At 60.1% G+C, this 17891-nt stretch carries 17 protein-coding genes and 1 tRNA gene; 6 read left to right on the top strand and 12 right to left on the bottom strand.

The window, feature by feature from the left end:
• Positions 1 to 54 precede the first annotated feature (54 nt).
• Positions 55 to 627, top strand: coding sequence for a 50S ribosomal protein L25/general stress protein Ctc (locus QZ460_RS03320; RefSeq protein WP_290540175.1), 573 nt, complete (start codon positions 55 to 57; stop codon positions 625 to 627).
• Between the two features lie 9 nt (positions 628 to 636).
• Positions 637 to 1200 carry an aminoacyl-tRNA hydrolase gene (gene pth, locus QZ460_RS03315; RefSeq protein WP_290540174.1) on the top strand — a complete coding sequence of 188 codons (564 nt, stop codon included), beginning with the start codon at positions 637 to 639 and terminating at the stop codon, positions 1198 to 1200.
• Positions 1201 to 1463: 263 nt separating this feature from the next.
• On the opposite strand, the gene QZ460_RS03310 is transcribed toward pth, so the two are convergent.
• The 8 genes from QZ460_RS03310 to rsmH are packed head-to-tail and all read right to left on the bottom strand — an operon-like array spanning position 1464 to position 11003.
• On the bottom strand, positions 1464 to 1859 hold the full coding sequence (locus QZ460_RS03310) for an RNA-binding S4 domain-containing protein (RefSeq protein WP_290540173.1): 396 nt from the start codon (positions 1857 to 1859) through the stop codon (positions 1464 to 1466).
• A gap of 6 nt (positions 1860 to 1865) precedes the next feature.
• Entirely contained in the window at positions 1866 to 3236 is a 1371-nt protein-coding gene (locus tag QZ460_RS03305) for an FtsW/RodA/SpoVE family cell cycle protein (RefSeq protein ID WP_290540172.1), read from the bottom strand.
• A 3-nt stretch (positions 3237 to 3239) separates the two neighbouring features.
• Complete coding sequence (gene murD / locus QZ460_RS03300; RefSeq protein ID WP_290540171.1) at positions 3240 to 4589, bottom strand: UDP-N-acetylmuramoyl-L-alanine--D-glutamate ligase; 1350 nt, start codon at positions 4587 to 4589, stop codon at positions 3240 to 3242.
• 1 nt (position 4590) lies between these two features.
• Positions 4591 to 5835, bottom strand: a complete 1245-nt coding sequence (gene mraY / locus QZ460_RS03295; protein WP_290540170.1) for a phospho-N-acetylmuramoyl-pentapeptide-transferase — start codon at positions 5833 to 5835, stop codon at positions 4591 to 4593.
• A gap of 18 nt (positions 5836 to 5853) precedes the next feature.
• Positions 5854 to 7311 carry a UDP-N-acetylmuramoyl-L-alanyl-D-glutamate--2,6-diaminopimelate ligase gene (locus tag QZ460_RS03290; RefSeq protein ID WP_290540169.1) on the bottom strand — a complete coding sequence of 486 codons (1458 nt, stop codon included), beginning with the start codon at positions 7309 to 7311 and terminating at the stop codon, positions 5854 to 5856.
• Between the two features lies 1 nt (position 7312).
• On the bottom strand, positions 7313 to 9574 hold the full coding sequence (locus QZ460_RS03285) for a penicillin-binding protein (RefSeq protein ID WP_290540168.1): 2262 nt from the start codon (positions 9572 to 9574) through the stop codon (positions 7313 to 7315).
• A gap of 6 nt (positions 9575 to 9580) precedes the next feature.
• Positions 9581 to 10096, bottom strand: coding sequence for an FtsL-like putative cell division protein (locus QZ460_RS03280; protein ID WP_290540167.1), 516 nt, complete (start codon positions 10094 to 10096; stop codon positions 9581 to 9583).
• A 4-nt stretch (positions 10097 to 10100) separates the two neighbouring features.
• Complete coding sequence (gene rsmH, locus QZ460_RS03275) at positions 10101 to 11003, bottom strand: 16S rRNA (cytosine(1402)-N(4))-methyltransferase RsmH (protein ID WP_290540166.1); 903 nt, start codon at positions 11001 to 11003, stop codon at positions 10101 to 10103.
• Positions 11004 to 11095: 92 nt separating this feature from the next.
• Here rsmH and QZ460_RS03270 point away from each other — a divergent pair, with 92 nt between their 5' ends.
• Both QZ460_RS03270 and QZ460_RS03265 read left to right on the top strand, forming a co-directional pair.
• The gene (locus QZ460_RS03270) at positions 11096 to 11929 is read left to right on the top strand and encodes an acyltransferase (protein WP_290540165.1); all 834 of its coding nucleotides are present in this window, start codon (positions 11096 to 11098) and stop codon (positions 11927 to 11929) included.
• A 21-nt stretch (positions 11930 to 11950) separates the two neighbouring features.
• Positions 11951 to 12961, top strand: a complete 1011-nt coding sequence (locus QZ460_RS03265) for a GNAT family N-acetyltransferase (RefSeq protein ID WP_290540164.1) — start codon at positions 11951 to 11953, stop codon at positions 12959 to 12961.
• A gap of 332 nt (positions 12962 to 13293) precedes the next feature.
• On the opposite strand, the gene QZ460_RS03260 is transcribed toward QZ460_RS03265, so the two are convergent.
• Positions 13294 to 13740 (bottom strand): lipocalin family protein, encoded by a 447-nt coding sequence (locus QZ460_RS03260; protein WP_290540163.1) that lies wholly within the window; start codon positions 13738 to 13740, stop codon positions 13294 to 13296.
• 450 nt (positions 13741 to 14190) lie between these two features.
• Positions 14191 to 14262 (bottom strand) — tRNA-Thr (locus QZ460_RS03255).
• Positions 14263 to 14393: 131 nt separating this feature from the next.
• Here QZ460_RS03255 and QZ460_RS03250 point away from each other — a divergent pair.
• Both QZ460_RS03250 and QZ460_RS03245 read left to right on the top strand, forming a co-directional pair.
• Positions 14394 to 14747, top strand: a complete 354-nt coding sequence (locus QZ460_RS03250; protein WP_290540162.1) for a hypothetical protein — start codon at positions 14394 to 14396, stop codon at positions 14745 to 14747.
• On the top strand, positions 14728 to 15420 hold the full coding sequence (locus QZ460_RS03245) for a tetratricopeptide repeat protein (RefSeq protein ID WP_290540161.1): 693 nt from the start codon (positions 14728 to 14730) through the stop codon (positions 15418 to 15420). Before QZ460_RS03250 ends, QZ460_RS03245 begins: the two co-directional genes overlap by 20 nt.
• Positions 15421 to 15525: 105 nt before the next feature.
• Here QZ460_RS03245 and QZ460_RS03240 read toward each other — a convergent pair whose 3' ends face one another.
• The gene (locus QZ460_RS03240) at positions 15526 to 16101 is read right to left on the bottom strand and encodes a thymidine kinase (protein ID WP_290540160.1); all 576 of its coding nucleotides are present in this window, start codon (positions 16099 to 16101) and stop codon (positions 15526 to 15528) included.
• A 288-nt stretch (positions 16102 to 16389) separates the two neighbouring features.
• On the bottom strand, positions 16390 to 17886 hold the full coding sequence (locus QZ460_RS03235; protein ID WP_290540159.1) for a hypothetical protein: 1497 nt from the start codon (positions 17884 to 17886) through the stop codon (positions 16390 to 16392).
• Positions 17887 to 17891: the final 5 nt, after the last annotated feature.

Genomic DNA, 17891 nt, shown 5'->3' with positions numbered 1-17891 from the left:
CAGAGCCCGCATTGAGAACCGCCGGAGGTAACACATTAAAACAAAACATTCATTATGAAAACCATTTCAGTCAAGGCCGTAAAGCGCGCCGATTTCGGCAAGAAGGCAGCCAAGGCAATCCGCCGCGAGGGCATGGTCCCCTGCGTACTGTGCGGCAACGGTGAAACCGAGACCTTCTCGGTAGATCCCCGCGAGATCAAGCCCCTGATCTACACCCCGAACTCCTACATCGTCGAGTTCGACGTCGAGGGCAAGAAAGAGCAGGCCGTGCTGCGTGAGGCCCAGTTCCACCCCGTTCGCGAGGAGATCCTCCACCTGGATTTCTACCGCATCGCCGAGGGCAAACCCGTTTCGATCGCCATTCCGGTGCACCTGACCGGTAACGCCGAGGGCGTGAAGGTCGGCGGTAAGCTGGCTCTGTCGGCCCGCAAGCTGGTTGTCAGCGCACTGGTCGAGAATCTCCCCGACGAGATCGTCGTGGACGTTACGGAGCTGGGTGTCGGCAAGACCATCTTCGTCGGCGACCTCCAGTTCGAGAACCTGAAGTTCGTCACTCCCGCTACGACTGCCGTCTGCGCCGTTCGCGTAACCCGTGCGTCGCGCGGAGCTGCCGATGCTGCGAAATAAGCCGGGAGTATGAAATACCTCATTGTTGGGTTGGGGAATATCGGCGCCGAATACGCCGGAACCCGTCACAACATCGGTTTCAACGTGTTGGACGCCCTTGCAGAGGCGTCCAACACTGTTTTTACCACCCAACGTTACGGCGATGTGGCCGAAGCGAAGTACAAGGGCCGGACGCTGGTGTTGCTGAAACCCTCTACTTACATGAATCTTTCGGGCAAGGCCGTCCGCTATTGGATGGATGCCGGGAAGATCCCGCCGGAAAACCTGCTCGTCATTTCGGACGATATCGCCCTGCCTTTCGGTGCGCTGCGTCTGCGTCCGAAGGGGAGCGCCGGAGGGCATAACGGGTTGAAAAACATTTCGGAACTACTCGGTACGGAGGAGTATGCCCGCATGCGCTTCGGCGTGGGCGGCGATTTCCCGAAGGGACATCAGGTGGAATATGTGCTGGGCGAGTGGACCGACGAGGAGCGGAAGGCCCTTCCCGAGCGGCTGAAGGTCTTTGTCGATGCCATCCGGTCGTTCGCGACCGTGGGGACCGCCATGACGATGAACTTCTTCAACAAGAAATAGAAAAAGCGGCTTTCGGGCCGCTTTTTTCATTTTTGGGGTTCTCTTTCCCGTTGGGACTGTGCCGAACCTTTTGGAGAGGAGCGAGGTTCCGCCGGTCGGGCGGACGGCTTTTGGATCCGCTCCAGCCCCCCCCCTGTAAGACAGGGGGCAGACAGGGAATGATTCCGTGGTGTCGTTGATATAATGGAGCCAAGACGCCTGAAGCCCTGACAAATTTTGCATACTCCTGATACGCCGCATCCCCTCCTGCCGGCTGTCTCTTGCTATTCCTCCTCGTCGTAGTAGATCCCTTCCATCAGTCCGTCCAGCTCGCGTCGCTCCTTTTTGGTGGGACGGCCCGTGCCTCGGTCGCGGAGGATGAAGATCGTCTCGCGCGGGACGTTGAGCTTGTCCAGCTCCTCCTGCGGTGTGATGTTGAGGCAGTAGAGCGGTACGTTTTTCGCGGGCTGACGGCTCGACACCAGATCGAGCACCTTGTAGGAATAGGTCACCTGCATCTTGCGCACGGCGATCACATCGCCGATCTTCACCTCGCGCGAAGGCTTGGCATAGGCGCCGTTCACCGTCACCTTGTTCGTGCGCACGGCATCTGCGGCGTCGCTGCGGGTCTTGAACACCCGCACCGCCCAGAGGTACTTGTCCAACCGAATATCATCCATGGTCTCTTATTTTTCGTATAACGTTTCATTTTTGGGCCGGTCGTGCGACTGTTCGTCGTTCTGACGGCTGACGCTGAGGATCATCCCGAAGGCGATCATCGTGAAGAGCATCGACGAACCGCCGCGCGAAATCAGCGGCAGGGTCTGCCCCGTCTCGGGAATCAGGTTCACCGTCACCATGATGTGCAGCAGCGCCTGACAGGTGATCAGGAGCGCCAGCCCTAGCACCAGCAACCCCGGGAAAGCGGTTCCGCAGCGCCGGAAGATCTCGATTCCCCGGAAGAAGACCCACAGGTAGAGCATCAGCAGCAGCACGGCCAGGATGAAGCCGTATTCCTCGACGAAAAAGGCATAGGCATAGTCGCTCTCGGGGTGGATCATCTCCACGCGCATTGCGCTCTGCCCGGCGCCTTCGCCCAGGATGCCGCCGTTGTAAATGGCGATCATCGAGCGCTCCGTGTCGGAGAGATGTTCGATGGGCTTCTCGGTTTGCGACTGGGTCCAGAGGTGAATCCACGTCGAAACGCGCCCTTCGGCGGTCTCGCTGCGTCCGAGGTTCAGCGTCATGATGACGACGATGGCCGCTACGCCCCATCCCACGAGTTTCATCAGCTCCCCGAATCGGACGCGCCCGATGAGCATCATCACCCATGAAGCCAGACACACCAGCACGGCCGACGACGTGTGTGCCGGAAAGATCACCATCGCCGAGATGGCTACCGGCAGCAGAATGGGTTGCGTCCCCTCGCTCCAGATTTTTCGCTGCACGGGCGACGAACGCCACGTCCAGAATTTCCACGTCGGCACGATGCGTATCTTGTCGATCTTCGACTGCCGTCCGGCGAGCTGTTGGGCGAGGAAGAGCACCGTGGCGACCTTCAGCGCCTCGGAGGGCTGGAACTGAAAGGGCCCGAGCGGAATCCAGCGTGCCGCACCGTTGGTTGTCGCGCCGATGAAATAGACGGCGACGGTCAGCGCCACCGAAAGGAAATAGGCCGGACGGGCCAGGAGGTTGTAGATGCGGCAGTTGATCTTCTGCACGGCGACCATGATCAGCAGACTGACGACCAGCAGCAGCAGCTGCTGGCGCAGGAAATGTGCCGTCGTGCGGGCCGTGTGCGCGTCGTAGGCCATCTTGGCTGTCGACGAGTAGACCACGAGCACCGAGATCACCGCCAGTGCGGCGACGATGATCCACAGCACGCGGTCGCCCGTGAAGAGGTGAAATCCCGGACTTCCGGCCGTCTCCGTTCCGGCGGCATAGCCCTCTTCCGGGGCCGTGCTCCCGCTTCCCGAAGTCCGTCCGCCGCCGCGCGGTGCTGTGTCGCGCGCCGCCTCGGCCGTTGCCCGGTCGTCGTATCTGCTCTCGTTGCGCATCGGTTATGCTTTTTCGTTGACCCAGTTCTTGAACAGTTCGCCGCGGTTTTCGTAGTTCCGGAAAAGGTCGAAGCTGGCGCAGGCCGGCGACAGCAGCACCGCGTCTCCGGGCCGTGCCGCGGCCTTCGAGGCCGCCATGGCCGTATCGAGCGAATCGGTCGAAACCACCTCCGGCACCACACCCGTAAACTCCCGGATCAGTTTGGCGTTGTCGAGACCCATGCAGACCAGCGTATGGACCTTCGCCCGCGCAGCGGCCTTCAGCACTTCGTAATCGTTGCCCTTGTCGGTTCCTCCGGCGATCCACACCACGGGACGCGTCATGCTCTCCAGGGCATAGTGCACCGAATCGACGTTCGTGGCCTTCGAGTCGTTGATCCACAGCACGCCGCCCTTTTCCGCCACGGGTTCGAGCCGGTGCTCGACGGGTGCGAAGGCGTAGAGCGACTTGCGGATCTTCGCCGGGGCGACACCCGCCGCAAGGGTCGCGAGGGCCGCCGCCATGGCGTTGTAGGCGTTGTGAAGCCCCTTGATCTGCAATTTCGCGGTGTCGATTTCCACCGAAGCCTTTCCGGCCGTTGCCGTGAATTTCCCGTCGCAGAGAAATGCGTCGCCCGCACCGCTCGCCACGGCATTCCTGGCCGCAAAGGGCAGCTGACGCATCCGCAAATCGTACTTCGGGAGCTCGTTCCAGATCACCTCGTCATCGCCCGAGTAGACGAACCAGTCGCGCGAGTTCATGTTCTGTATGATTCTCATTTTCGAGTCGACATAATTCTGAAAACAGTGGTTGTAGCGATCCAGATGGTCGGGCGTAATGTTCATCAACACCCCGACATGCGCCCTGAAGCGGTACATGCCGTCCAGCTGGAACGAGCTCAACTCCAGCACATACCAGTCGTAGTCGCCCGTAGCCACAGACCAAGCGAAACTCTCGCCGATGTTTCCGCCGAGCGCCACGTTCATCCCCGCGTCGCGCATGATCTTGTAGATGAGCGACGTGGTGGTGGTCTTTCCGTTCGATCCGGTGATGCAGATACATTTGGCCTTTCCCATATAGCGCCCCGCGAACTCCATTTCGGAGATCACCGGAATGCCCGCCTCGCGGATTTTGCGCACCATCGGAGCCGTATCGGGAATGCCGGGCGACTTGATGACCTCCGTGGCAGCGAGGATGCGCTCCTCGGTGTGGCCGCCCTCCTCGTAGGGGACCTCCCATTCGTCCAGTCTGGCCTTGTAACGGTCGGCAATGCGCCCCGCATCGGATAGAAATACCCCGAATCCCTTCTTTTTGGCGAGGATCGCGGACCCGTAGCCGCTGATTCCTCCGCCCAGAACGACGATCTGTTTCATATTATCTTATTTTCAGCGTTACCAGCGTAATGGCCGCCAACAGCAGCGAGATGATCCAGAAGCGGAGCACGATCTTGGTTTCGAAGATGCCCTTTTTCTGGTAGTGGTGGTGTACGGGGGACATCAGCAGGATACGCCGACCTTCGCCGTAGCGGTGCCTGGTGTACTTGAACCAGCCGACCTGCATCATCACCGAGAAACTCTCCACGAGGAAGACGCCGCACAGCAGCGGCAGCAGCAGCTCCTTGCGGATGCAGAGAGCGAAGACGGCGATCACGCCTCCGATGGCCAGCGAGCCCGTGTCGCCCATGAAGATCTGGGCCGGGAAGGAGTTGTACCACAGGAAACCCACCAGCGCCCCCACCAGCGCCGCCGCGAAGACCACCATTTCGCCGCTGCCGGGGATGTACATGATGTTGAGGTAGTCGGCATAGACGATGTGCCCCGAAAGATAGGCCAGTACGCCCAGCACGGCGACAATCGGCACCGAAACGCCCGTTGCCAGACCGTCCAGGCCGTCGGTGAGGTTGGCGCCGTTCGACACGGCCGTCACCACGAAAATGGCGACCAGCACATAGAGAATCCAGGTGGCGATGCTGTTCCCTCCCGTCAGCCATCCGTAGTCGAACTCGTTGTTTTTGACAAAGGGGATGGTCGTCTGCGTGGTCTTTAGGCTCTCGGAACTGACGACCACGTGTCGCTGAACGGTTTCGAGCACCGTGCCGTCCTCGTTCAGATAGACCGTCTGCACGGGCTGCGTGACCTTCTCGCGCACGACGATGTCGGGCGAGAGGCACATGGTCGTCCCGACGATGATGCCGAGTCCTACCTGGCCCACGATTTTGAAGCGACCCTTCAGTCCCTCCTTCCTGTGGCGGAAAACCTTGATGTAGTCGTCCAGTCCGCCGATCAGCCCGAGCCATACCGTCGACACGATCAGCAGCTGGATGTAGACATTGTCCAGTTTGCCGAAGAGCAGCATCGGAACCAGTATGGCGACGAGAATGATCACGCCGCCCATCGTGGGAGTTCCTTTCTTCTGCAGCTGGCCTTGCAGTCCGAGGTCGCGGATCTCCTCGCCGATCTGCTTGCGGCGCAGGAAGTCGATGATCGAACGTCCGAAGATGATGACGATCAGCAGCGACAGGATGATGGCTGCCGCGGCACGGAAGGAGATGTACTGGAACATTCCCGATCCGGGGAGGTCGTAGGTTTCGTCCAGATACCTGAATAAATGGTAGAACATGTTTTGGAGTAGCTTTTTTTATTTAATCAATGTTTCGAAGGCCTTGCCGACCTCCTTCCGGTCGTCGAAGGGATGCTTCACGTCGCCGACGACCTGATAGGTTTCGTGTCCCTTGCCCGCCACGAGGATGATGTCGCCCGGACGCGAGAGCATCACGGCCGTCCGGATCGCCTCTGTGCGATCGGCAATGCGCAGGTAGCGCGTTCCGGGCTCCAGCCCCGCGACCATGTCGTCGAGAATCGCCTCGGGGGACTCGTGGCGCGGGTTGTCGGAGGTGAAAACCGCCGTCGAGGCATACTTCACGGCTATGGCCGCCATCTCGGGACGCTTGGTCCGGTCGCGGTCGCCGCCGCAGCCGCACACCACGATCAGCTGCTGGTCGGGAGTGCGGATCTCCTCGATGGTCTGAATCACATTCTCCAGCGCATCGGGGGTGTGGGCGTAGTCGACGATGGCCGTCGTGCCGTTCGACGCGCGGACCTTCTCGAAGCGGCCGCTCACGGCGTGCAGCATGCTCAGCACGCGCAGCACCTCGCCCCGGTCGAGTCCCAGCAGTACTGCCGCGCCGTAGACCGCCAGCAGGTTGTAGGCGTTGAACCGCCCCAGCAGCCCCACCCACAACTCCTGCCCGTCGATGCGCAGGAGCATGCCGTCGAGGTGCATTTCGACGATCTTGCAGCGGAAGTCGGCCATCGCGCGCAGCGAGTAGGTGTTCACTGCTGCCGCGGTATTCTGCACCATCACGCGTCCGTTCCGGTCGTCGGCATTCGTCAGGGCGAAAGCCCCCTTGGGGAGCCCGTCGAAAAAGAGCTTCTTGGCCCGGATGTACTCGGCAAAGGTCTTGTGGTAGTCGAGGTGGTCGTGCGTGATGTTCGAAAAGATTCCGCCGGCAAATTCGAGCCCACGCGTGCGTTCCTGCACGATGGCGTGCGACGAACACTCCATGAAGCAGTAGGCACACCCGGCGTCGGCCATTTCGCGCATCATGGCGTTCAGACGCACCGGGTCGGGTGTGGTGTGGGTCGCTTCGATCCGGCGGTCGTCGATTTTGTAGACCACCGTCGAGATCAGCCCGGCCTTGTATCCCATCGCCCGCACGAGGTCGTAGAGCAGCGTCACGGTCGTGGTCTTGCCGTTGGTTCCGGTGATACCCACGAGTTTCAGCTCGCGGCTCGGGAAGTCGTAAAACGCCGCGGCCATATCGGCCATGGCTCCCGCCGAGTCCCCGACGAGGACATAGGCGACACCCTCCTTCACCTCCTCCGGCATCCGTTCGCAGACGATTGCCGCCGCGCCTTTCCCGATTGCCATGGGGATGTAGTCGTGGCCGTCGCTCTGCGTGCCCGGAACGGCGAAGAAGCAGTCACCCGGTTTCACGGCGCGCGAATCGTAGACCAGTCCGCCAATGGCGGCGGCCGTGTTGCCGCATACCTCCCGAATGGAGGTATTTTTCAGAATATCGGTTAATTTTTTCATCCTATTTCAATGTTATGACGACCGCCGTGCCCGGTGCTATGCGTGCTCCGGCGGTGATGCTTTGCTGTGTTACGGCTCCCCGTCCCGAGAATCGGACCTTCAGCCCGCGGCTTTCGAGTACGAAAAGAGCGTCCTTGAGGCCCATTCCGCGCACGTCGGGCATCACGCCCCGGTCCCCGGGCAGGCTCGTGATGACGACGTTCGAGAGACTGTCCACCGCGACCCGTCCCCAGCCCGTGCGGCTTTCGGACGAGGTGCGGGGCGACAGACGGTCGGCCACGCGGCGGATCTGTGCGATGTCGCCGCCCTTCATCCGGTCGGGATAGCGGCGCGGGCCTCCGTCGTCGACACGGCCGTACCAGTCGTGCCCGCGGTTGAAGATGTAGTCGACCATGCGCTTCACGACGGGCCCGGCCAAGGGTCCTCCGTAGTAGGCCTTTCCGGCCTGGGCGCGGGTTTCTATGGTCGTGAGCACCGTGTATCGGGGAGCGTCGGCCGGGAAGTAGGCCACCATCGACCCCAGATAGTAGCGGCCTTCGCGGCTGCGTGCGTCGGTGATCTGCGCCGTTCCGGTCTTGGCGGCCACGCGCAGACGCGTCGTGTCGCGGAAAAATGCGCTGGCCGTACCCTCGGTGCATACCGCCTGCAGACATTCGTGCACTTCGCGCAGCGCCGCGCGTGATGCGATCGACGAGGCGATGGTGCGGCTTTCGAAATGCTCCTCGACCCGATCGCCGCGGTTCAGGCTGCGCACGAGCACGGGCGAGATCATCTTCCCGCCGTTGGCTATGGCGTTGTAGAAGGTGATTACCTGAATCGGCGCCATCCGTACGCGGTAGCCGTAGGACATCTTCACGAGCATCACCCCCGGGTCGGGAGCATCCCAGTCCGTGGTGATGGACGGCTTCCGCTCGCCGAGACGCTCCAGCCCCACGGTCTCGCCCAGATGCAGCTCCTTGTGGAGGAAGTCGCTGTATTCCTGCTTCCTGCCCGTGCTTCCGTAACGCTCCCAGATGGCCTTGGCGAAGTAGACGTTCGACGACGAGGCCACAGCGCGCCGGAAGTCGATCTCGTGGTCGCCGCGGTGCGAGTCCCGGATGTTTCTGGCCGGTCCGACCGTCACCGGATTGCCGTCGTGGGTGTCATAAATCGTCGATACGGGCATGCGGGCGTCGTCGAGCAGCGTGAGCATCGTCGCCAGCTTGAACGTCGAGCCGGGTTCCATGCTGCGCCCCAAGGCGTAGTTCTCCCGCTCGGTGAAGCTCCCGTCGGCATTGCGCCCGAGGTTGACCATCGCCCGGATTTCGCCTGTGTGTACCTCCATCACGATCGTTGTGCCCCACAACGCGTTCTGGGCCTCCAGCTGCCTTCTCAACGCCTTGTCGGCCACATCCTGCAGATCGAGGTCGAGTGTCGTGATGATGTCGAATCCGTCCACCGGGTCCTCGTGGTCGCCGCCCGCCACGCGTCCGTAAAAACCGCGTGCGATGCGCTGGCGCATGGCTTTGCCGTCGCGGCCCGCCAGCTCCTCGCGGTAGGCCTCCTCGATGCCGTAGTTGCCCTTGTCGCCCGTCAGTCCGATCGTTCGGCGCGCCAGTTCGCCCTGGGGGTAGATGCGCTCGTCGCGTTCGATCAGGCGGTAGACCATGCCCATGTTCCAGTTCAGCAGGGGATAACGCCGCAGGGTCTCCCATTCGGCGAAATCAACCTCGCGGGGAAAGATATTCACGGGCGTATGGTCGCGGATGGTGTCGTAGATGCGGCGTTTGACATATTCCTCGCCGCGCATGCGGTCCATCATGCGCGAAAACCATCCCTCGGAACGCAGGTAGGAGGTGTCGCGCGGGTTGACCAGCCGGTAACGTCGGGCATGCTCCTCGCGGAAGCGTTTGGCATAGGCCGAGGCTGGTTTGTCCTTGAAGAAGGCGGCCAGCAGTTTTGCGAGCGAGTCGGCCTGTTCGCGGAAGGTCTTGAGCGAGTCCAGTCCGGGCGATGCGAAATCGAAGGCGGCCTGGTAGCGGAAGATCGAGGTGGCGAGGGGTTCGCCGTCGCGCGAAAGGATGCTGCCCCGTTGCGCGGGGATGATCTCCTCGGTGAAGATGCGGCTGGCGAGGCGGTCGGCATTGTAGGCCACTTCCGCACTGAAGAGCTGCACCCAGATGAGCCGTGTGAGTACGATGGTTCCGGCGAGGATGAAGAGCACGTACAGAAGCCTCACCCGCAGCAGAATATCGCTTTTTACCTTCGATTGTTCCTGCTTCATCGCCGTTTAGTTTTCGATGATTTCACCCGGCGTCTGGGGGTCGTAGAGTTCGATTCCCCGAGCGCGGAGCTGTTCGACGATGGCCGAATGGGTCGTGCGCTGGTAGCGCTGTTCCTGAAGGCGGATGGAGCGTTCGCGGAGTTTCTGCACGTCGCGTTCGAGACGTGTGTAGCGCATGTCGAGGTGCAGCGACCAGAACATCACCACGATGCTTAGGAAGAACATCCCGGCAATGGTCAGCATGTAGGGGTAGTATTTTGAGACGCCCTCGCGCACGAGGATCGTTCCCGAGAACAGCTGCCAGAAGGTGCTGGACCTGCGGCGACGCTCGCGGCGTTCGTGTTCCTCGGCTTCGGCCCGCTCTTCGGCCTCGCGTTCCTCGTCGGCGCGGATGTCCTCTTCGGCTTCGCCTCGCTCCATGCGGCGCACCTCGCGGCGCACGCGGCGTGCGAACTCCTCCTCCTGCTCGCGACGGGCCAGCTCCTCGGGAGTCACCGGGTCGAATTCGTGGTCTCGGTACATCGTATCAGCGTTTTACGGCCGCCCGGAGTTTCGCCGAGCGGGAACGGGGATTGCGGTCGAGTTCTTCGGCCGAAGGGGTCACGGCCTTGCGCGTCACGAGGTCGAACGGGGTCTGCGAGCGGCCGAAAAAGTCCTTTTCAACCTGCCCCGAGAAGTTGCCGCTGCGCATGAAGTTCTTTACCAGCCTGTCTTCGAGCGAGTGGTAGGAGATGACGACCAGGCGGCCGCCGGGCTTCAGCACCCGAAGGCTCTGCTCCAGCGCCATTTTCAGCGCCTCCATCTCGCCGTTGACCTCGATGCGCAGAGCCTGGAACAGTTTGGTCAGGAATTTCGCCTCGTCCTTTTTGGGCGTGCAGGGTTTCACGGCGCCGACCAGCTGTGCCGTGGTCGTCACGGGTGCCGCCGCGCGGGCTTTCACCAGACAGTTGGCAACCTTCCACGGAGTCTCTATCTCGCCCCAGTCGCCCAGGATGCGGGTCAGATCCTCTGCCGGGTAGTTATTCACCACGTCGGCCGCCGTGATCCGCCCTCTCTGGTTCATGCGCATGTCGAGCGGAGCCTCTCCGCGGAACGAGAATCCGCGCTCCACGGCGTCGAAATGGTGTGACGAAACCCCCAGGTCAGCCAGAATGCCGTCCACCTCCCTTACGCCGCGCAGCCGCAGGGCCCCCCGCAGGAAACGGAAGTTGCTCTCCACGTAGTGGAAACGCCCGTCGTCGGGTCTGTTCTCCAGTGTGTCACGGTCCTGGTCGAATCCGTACAGACGGCCTTCCGGTCCCAGAGCGGAGAGGATGCGGCGCGAGTGGCCGCCTCCGCCGAAGGTGAGGTCGGCATAGGTGCCCTTGGGATCGACAGCGAGCAGTCCCACAGACTCTTCCAGCAGTACGGGAGTATGGTATTGCGACATAATCGTTATTTACAAAGGTCTATTTGGGTGTAAAGTTAGGGATTTTTCAAAAAAGAATGCCTATATTTGCGGATATAATTTTCGGAACCTTCATGCCCAAAATTGATATCGGCGCCGTACTCGGACAGAAAGCCCCGCGGCTGGCACGCTGGATTCCCCGTCCGGTCGTGAACTGGCTGCGCCGCACGATCCACGAGTCGGAAATCAACCATATTCTGGAACATTACTGGACACTGCCTCCGCAGGAGTTTATCCGTGCGGCCTTCCGCGAATGGCAGGTCACCTATTCGATCGAAGGACTTGACAAGCTCGCGCCCGGGGGTCGCTACCTCTTCGCCTCGAACCACCCGTTCGGGGGGATGGACGGCATGATGCTGGCCGACAAGCTGATCGATCATTTCGGCGACGCGCGGGTGGTGGTCAACGACCTGCTGATGTACCTCGAGCCGCTGCGTCCGTTGTGGATCCCGGTGAACAAGCACGGGGCGCAGAGTGTCTCCTACGCGCGGAAGTTCGACGAGGAGTTCTTCGGCGATCTGCCGATCCTGACCTTTCCCGCGGGTCTCTGCTCGCGGCCCAGCGGCGGCGAGGTGACCGACCCCGAGTGGCGGATCAGCTTTCTGAAAAAGGCTTATGCTTCGCAGCGGCAGATCGTCCCGGTCTTCGTCGAAGGGCGCCTGTCGAAGTTTTTCTACGGTGTCTACCGCATTCGCAAGGCGCTGGGTATCAAGTTTAATATCGAGATGCTGTGGCTTCCCGACGAGATGTTTTCGCAGAAGGGGCGCCATTTCCGTATCGTCGTCGGCGATCCGATTCCCGTTGCCGAACTCCAGCATTACGGGTCGCTGCGCGAACAGGTGCTGGAAGTGCGTAAAAAAGCGTATTTTTTGAAAAAAACGCTTGCCGGGTCGTGTTCGAATCGCTAAATTTGGTATTTTTGCCCTGACATGCAACGGAAGGAGAATACAATACCCATCATCGAACCGGTCGCCCGGGAGCTGCTGCTCGCCGAACTGACGCCCGCCCGCAAGATGCGCGACACCCACCGGGCCGGCAATGAAATCTACATCTTTTCGGCGGCCGAATGCCCCGCGCTCATGCGCGAGGTAGGTCGTCTGCGCGAGGAGGCTTTCCGCAGTGCCGGCGGCGGCACGGGTCAGGAGGTGGACATCGACGAGGAAGACCTCGCGGGCGGCGGCTACTGCCAGCTGATCGTGTGGGACCCCTCGGCGCAGGAGATCGTCGGCGGCTACCGCTTCATCATCTGCACGACGTCCAATCCCAGCCACCTTTCGACCGAACACTATTTCCGGTTCAGCGAGCGATTCCGCCGCAAGTTCCTGCCCCGGACGATCGAACTGGGGCGTTCGTTCGTGCAGCCCGCCTACCAGGCCCGCGGCAACGCCAAGAGCATCTATGCGCTGGACAATCTCTGGGATGGTCTGGGTGCGCTGATCGTATTGAACCCCAAGGCCAAATATCTTTTCGGCAAGGTCACCATGTATACGAGCTACAAGGCCGTGGCCCGCAATGCGCTGATCTGGTTTCTGCGCCGCTATTTCCCCGACCACGACCATCTGGTGGAGGGTATCCATCCCATACGGCTGGATCTGGACGACCCCTATTACGAGAAGCTGTTCTGTGGCGAGACCTATATGGATAACTACCGCATCCTGATCCAGCAGATCCGCAAGTTCAACGAGAACATCCCTCCGCTGATCAACGCCTATATGAATCTTTCACCCACGATGCGGGTTTTCGACACGGTGTCGAACCCCGATTTCGGCGGAGTGGAGGAGACGGGTATCCTGGTGACGATCCGCGACATCTATCCCGAAAAACGCCTGCGCTACACCCGCTGGCAGGGGTGGCGGGCCAATCTGAAACACCGCCGCGAGGAGTTCGGCGAACGCCTGCGCGAACATTTCGAACGGATCAAGAAAAAGCGGAACGCCTGAAAACGCCCCGCTTCAATATCGCTGCCGTGCGGTTCTGATTGCCCGGAAATCCCTTGCCCTGCAATCTGTGCGGTTCTGATTGCCTGGAAATCCCTTGCTCTGCAATCTGTGCTGTAGATCGCCCGGAAATACGAAAAACCCTGCTCTGTGCGCCTGCGAAAGGGGAATTTCCGATCCTTGCGGGGCGCCCCGACGGAGCTCGTCGCCTTTGCCCCGTTTGCGAGCCCGGATATGCGCGTTTTGGGGAAGCCGTCGAAGGTGTGAAAAAGACAAACCTGTGCAAACGGGGCACGGAGCAACCCTTCTGCACAGGTTTGTTTCTGCTGTTGCGGTTATTGCATTCTTTTGTACGTCGAAGTGTCTTCGAATTCGGCTTTGCTGTTGTTTTCGTATAAGATAAGGTCTGTGGACGTCAATTTTTTGATTTCCAAATGCGAGACCTGAGGGGTGTCGTCGCGATATGTAATCGTCAATGTTTTCTCCGAAACGGAATAGGAGAACGGCTCGTTGTAATCCGGGTCTGCAGACGGGGAGTTCCAGTAGGAGATTCCCGTTCCGTCTTTCTTGAACTCATAGACGAGATAGACGCCTTTTCCATCCGGGTAATTTTTGTCGTATTCCTGACGTTTTCCCGAATCGGTCAGATAACCCACCGAATGGATCAATTGCCACTTTCCGACAATCGGTTCCGTGGCGGGTTTCTTGTTGTCGTCATCGGAGCAGGCCGAGAACGAAACTGCCGCAAGCATGGCGGCTGCAATGAGGAATAATTTTTTCATGGTTCTGCTGTGTTTAAATTGTCGCTTCGCACCATCGCGACGTTTGATTTTTTGGATTCGGATAAGCGGAAAGCGGGGTGCCGAAAACTTATTGTCGTTGGACGGATCCGCCGCAGATCCCGTAGCGCCGCCAAGCGGCAGCCCTACGCCTGTGGCCGCACCCGACCGCGATGCGCAGGGGGCAGCCTTATCCCTCCCCGCTGTGATCGAATGCCACTGCGTCCGTTCAACGGAACAAGCAACGCTTTCCGGGCGTTGTCGTATGTACCGCAAAGATAGTCAAGACAAACCGAAAAGCAATATCCCTCTCCGATTTTTCGAATCCGTTGCGACTGGAATGCCGCCGAATCGACCGACGCTCCCCTTCCCGCTTCTTCCTCCCTGCCCCTCCCCGCTCAGGAGAAACAAAAAAAGTCAGCAATTTACAGATACGTAATTGCTGACTTTTAGAGCTGAATCCGAGATTTGAACTCGGGACCCCTTCATTACGAGTGAAGTGCTCTACCGCTGAGCTAATTCAGCCTTTCGGGAACACCGAGGTTCCCTTTGGGACTGCAAATATCTGAAAAATATTTTTTTCTCGCAACAATTTTGCGAAAATTCTCACTTTTCTTGCTATATTCGCGCTGAAACAGATCTGAACCCGTTTTGCGATGATTCCTTTTTTGGTGTGTCCGCTACCGCCGGTGATTGCCGGCAAGACGCCGGACCCGACGCTTGCCCTCTTCCTCGTCTTGGGGGTGATGACCTGTGCCATCGCATTGGGCAACAGGTATTTCCGATCGGAACTGCCGGCTGCCTGTCGCCGGGGGTGCGCCGTGTGTGAAGATCTGATTCCGGTCCTTGGCATGACCGCTCTCTGCTCCGGCTCCGTGTTTGTGCCGCCGCTGATGACGGACATGCGTAACCGCACGGCGGCCCGCCTGCCGGGCGGGAGCGCGACGCTTGCAACCCTTTTTACCCTGATTCTCAAATCCAAAACCAACGATGCAAAAGGCGTATCTTGAGCCTACGCCCGACCAGACCTTCGAGGTGGTCGGCGAAGGGCCTTATAATTTTGTGAAAGTCCTCGCCCGGACCCGCGAGCTGCAGGCCGCCGGCGATGTCGAAGGAGCCTGCAACGAGCGCTTCCAGGCCTTCCAGCGCCTCGTGGAACTGATTCCCGAGGACGAGGAGGTCAATCTCGAATGGAACCACCGCAATTCGCGTGCGGCGCTCGAGCTGATCTTGGCCTCGGCCATCGATCATTTCCTGATCAACGATTTCGAAATATCGGCGGCGCTGCTCGAAATGCTCCTCGACCTCGACCCCGAGGACCATCTGGAGGGGAGCGAACTGCTGGCTTTCGACTACCTGGCTCTGGACGAGCAGGAGCTCTTCGACGAGGTGATCAACGACGTCTCGGACAAGCGTCCGGGGCGTGAGGTGCTGCTGCTGTGGTCGGCCTACCGCCGCGGCGGGACCCTGCCCGAGGGGGAGTTGCAGCGCTTCCGGACGCGTTTTGCTCCCTGGTTCGCCGAATTTACCGCCGACGAACATCCGGCCGACGAGACCTATCTGCACGACATCGAGAGCGAACGCCCCTCGCCGGCCGCACAGGCCCGCGAACTGTGGCTCCAGACCGAGAACCTCTGGGCCCTCTGGCCCGGCTTCATCGACGCCCTGCGCGCCTCTCGCTGACGGAGGCCCGCATGATGGGGACGCCCTCCCCCGCTCCGCAAACAGAACCGCAGCCCGGAACTCCGGACTGCGGTTTCTTCATTGTAGCCTCCCGAAGGTCGGGGCCTACTCTTTTTCGCCGTTCATCAACTTGTTGAAACAATGGCGGCAGATCGGTTCGTAGCTGTCCTGTGCCCCCAGCATCACCTGCTTTTCGTCGTTGGTCAGACGGTGCGAATGGTGGGCGAGGTTGCCGCAGCGGACGCAGATGGCGTGGACCTTGGTGACATACTCCGCAGTGGCCATCAGCGCGGGCATCGGTCCGAACGGCTTCCCGGTGTAGTCCATGTCCAGCCCCGCGACGATCACGCGCACGCCGTTGTTGGCCAGCCGGCGGCACACGTCGACGATGCTTTCGTCGAAGAACTGCGCCTCGTCAATGCCCACCACGTCGACATCGGCCGTCATCAGCAGAATGTTCTGCGGCGACTCGACGGGGGTGGAGCGTATGGCGTTCGCGTCGTGCGACACGACCTCCTCCTCGGAGTAGCGCACGTCGATCCGGGGTTTGAAAATCTCGACCCGCTGGTGGGCGAATTTGGCTCGTTTCAGGCGGCGGATCAGCTCCTCGGTCTTCCCCGAGAACATCGAACCGCATACGACTTCGATCCAGCCCTTGCGGCTGGCATTTTCTAAAAACATAAAACGTAATTTTTCCTACTGGTGTGACTTTTTTTTTGATCGTTATCCTGTCCGGGAGCCGCTGCAATCTGTCTTGTGGGGCCGGCATACAAAGATAGGCTGTTTTTTCTTTTCTGCCAAGCGTAAGCGTGCCCCCTCATTCTCCGCTTCCTGAATCCGCCAAGCCCAAGCGGGCCTCCTCCTCTGCTTCCTGAATATGCCAAGCCCAAGCCCCCCCCGGCCGCTCCCGAAAAACGAGCCCCCCCGCGGGGGAAAGCCGGATGCCTCCCGTCTCGTCCGCCGGGACCGTCAGTTCGAAGTGGGGAACTTGTAGGCTACAGCCACGGGTTTTTCGCAGATGCCGACATACTCCTTCACCTTCTTCATTGTCTTCAGACTGTAGACATAGAGGCTGCCGGGTTTGCGGTCGGTTGCCGTCGGGTTGCAGGTGGCGATCAGCAGCAGATCGTCGTCGACTACCGCGGAGGAGGTTGAAGGTACGGCGTTCGTGCAGATGTCCATGATCTGTTCGCCGTCGGGCAGCGTGATGTCGGGCTTGGCCCCTTCGGAGGGGATGACCGGATCGACGCTTGTCATCGCCCAATGATAGATCTTGTTGCCGTAATCGTAGTAGGCGTTTCCGTTGAGCTTCGTTGTGACAATTCTGGACTTCGCATTCATCAGCATCGGCTGTACCTCGTTGTAGCTCTTGATTTCCGTCGGGTTCGAAAGCGATGAACTGGTGCTGATTATTTTGACGGATTTCAACCTCCCCTCGATCGTTCGGGCGATGCAGTAGTATTTTGACGCGTCGTATTGTCCCGCACCGATGCGTCCTGCCGCTATGTTGATGAATTCATACCCGTCGGGAGCGGCATATCCTGCGATTTTCGAATTGGGGAATCCGGTGATTCCGGCTTCGGAGAACATGAGGATGTCGCGCACTCCGGCGGTTTCCGAGGCGAAGAGTCCCTGCCGGCCATATCGTGCAGGGAATGGCGTTTCCCGCACGATGAGCATGTCGGTCGAGAATTCATAGCGGTAGGCTTTCTCGTCGTCGCCGATCAGATAGGCCCAATGAGCCGTTCCCGATGTTCTTTCGCCCAGAATCTCTCCGGTGCGGACCCCGTATTCGTCCATTCCTTTCATGCGATAGGTCACGTTCAGCGTTACGGGATCGAGTCGGTAGATCGAACCTTCGTCATCGCCCGAGGAGATCAGAATTCCCGAAGCATGCCCTGGCGAGGAGAATACGTAGACGTCGCGCAGACTGCGGAACTCATATTCCGGATTAACTGTCAGCAGATTGTCCCATACCTCCCTGGCCTCTTCAGCCTCCTCCTGCGGAGATCGTTTCTTGACAAAGGCGAGCGATCCGACCCCCTTGTCATTGTTGCAGAGGATCAGGAATCCTTCGTCGAATCCGGCCTGCACGCGCAGGTCGTAGTAATAGAATCCGATGCTTTCGCCGTTGTCGATCCGCAGGCGCAGCACGTAGCTGCCGGCCTTGGCGAATGCGTAGTCGAGCGTCGGTGAACTGGATATGAACGTTGTGTCGACCATGTTGGGGAAGTCGCCCGCCGGTTTTCCGTACGACCATTCGTAGACGAGTTTCTGCCCGCTTGCGTTCTCCACGCGGAGTTTGTTGAGGTGGAGCGTTTCGGTGGCCTTGGCATAAATGGTCCGCTCCAGTCCGCTCACCGTGATCGGAGCCAGTTCCCGATACTCCTCCTTGTCGAGTCCGTAGCAGGACGCCAAGGCGATTCCGCAGCAGAGCGGTAACAGATATTTCACAAGTTGTTTCATGATAC

This window comes from Alistipes sp. (genome assembly GCF_020026455.1).
GTDB lineage: Bacteria > Bacteroidota > Bacteroidia > Bacteroidales > Rikenellaceae > Alistipes.
The sequence above is the reverse complement of the archived record's forward strand: the minus strand, read 5'-3'. Positions and strand labels throughout refer to the sequence as shown.

Coding starts and splice junctions, on each gene's coding strand:
- rsmH (WP_290540166.1), bottom strand. CDS start 11,003: ATGTCGCAATACCATACTCCCGTACTGCTGGAAGAGTCTGTGGGACTG.
- QZ460_RS03310 (WP_290540173.1), bottom strand. CDS start 1,859: ATGGATGATATTCGGTTGGACAAGTACCTCTGGGCGGTGCGGGTGTTC.
- QZ460_RS03235 (WP_290540159.1), bottom strand. CDS start 17,886: ATGAAACAACTTGTGAAATATCTGTTACCGCTCTGCTGCGGAATCGCC.
- QZ460_RS03270 (WP_290540165.1), top strand. CDS start 11,096: ATGCCCAAAATTGATATCGGCGCCGTACTCGGACAGAAAGCCCCGCGG.
- QZ460_RS03260 (WP_290540163.1), bottom strand. CDS start 13,740: ATGAAAAAATTATTCCTCATTGCAGCCGCCATGCTTGCGGCAGTTTCG.
- murD (WP_290540171.1), bottom strand. CDS start 4,589: ATGAAACAGATCGTCGTTCTGGGCGGAGGAATCAGCGGCTACGGGTCC.
- QZ460_RS03305 (WP_290540172.1), bottom strand. CDS start 3,236: ATGCGCAACGAGAGCAGATACGACGACCGGGCAACGGCCGAGGCGGCG.
- pth (WP_290540174.1), top strand. CDS start 637: ATGAAATACCTCATTGTTGGGTTGGGGAATATCGGCGCCGAATACGCC.
- mraY (WP_290540170.1), bottom strand. CDS start 5,835: ATGTTCTACCATTTATTCAGGTATCTGGACGAAACCTACGACCTCCCC.
- QZ460_RS03320 (WP_290540175.1), top strand. CDS start 55: ATGAAAACCATTTCAGTCAAGGCCGTAAAGCGCGCCGATTTCGGCAAG.
- QZ460_RS03245 (WP_290540161.1), top strand. CDS start 14,728: ATGCAAAAGGCGTATCTTGAGCCTACGCCCGACCAGACCTTCGAGGTG.
- QZ460_RS03265 (WP_290540164.1), top strand. CDS start 11,951: ATGCAACGGAAGGAGAATACAATACCCATCATCGAACCGGTCGCCCGG.
- QZ460_RS03280 (WP_290540167.1), bottom strand. CDS start 10,096: ATGTACCGAGACCACGAATTCGACCCGGTGACTCCCGAGGAGCTGGCC.
- QZ460_RS03240 (WP_290540160.1), bottom strand. CDS start 16,101: ATGTTTTTAGAAAATGCCAGCCGCAAGGGCTGGATCGAAGTCGTATGC.
- QZ460_RS03250 (WP_290540162.1), top strand. CDS start 14,394: ATGATTCCTTTTTTGGTGTGTCCGCTACCGCCGGTGATTGCCGGCAAG.
- QZ460_RS03290 (WP_290540169.1), bottom strand. CDS start 7,311: ATGAAAAAATTAACCGATATTCTGAAAAATACCTCCATTCGGGAGGTA.
- QZ460_RS03285 (WP_290540168.1), bottom strand. CDS start 9,574: ATGAAGCAGGAACAATCGAAGGTAAAAAGCGATATTCTGCTGCGGGTG.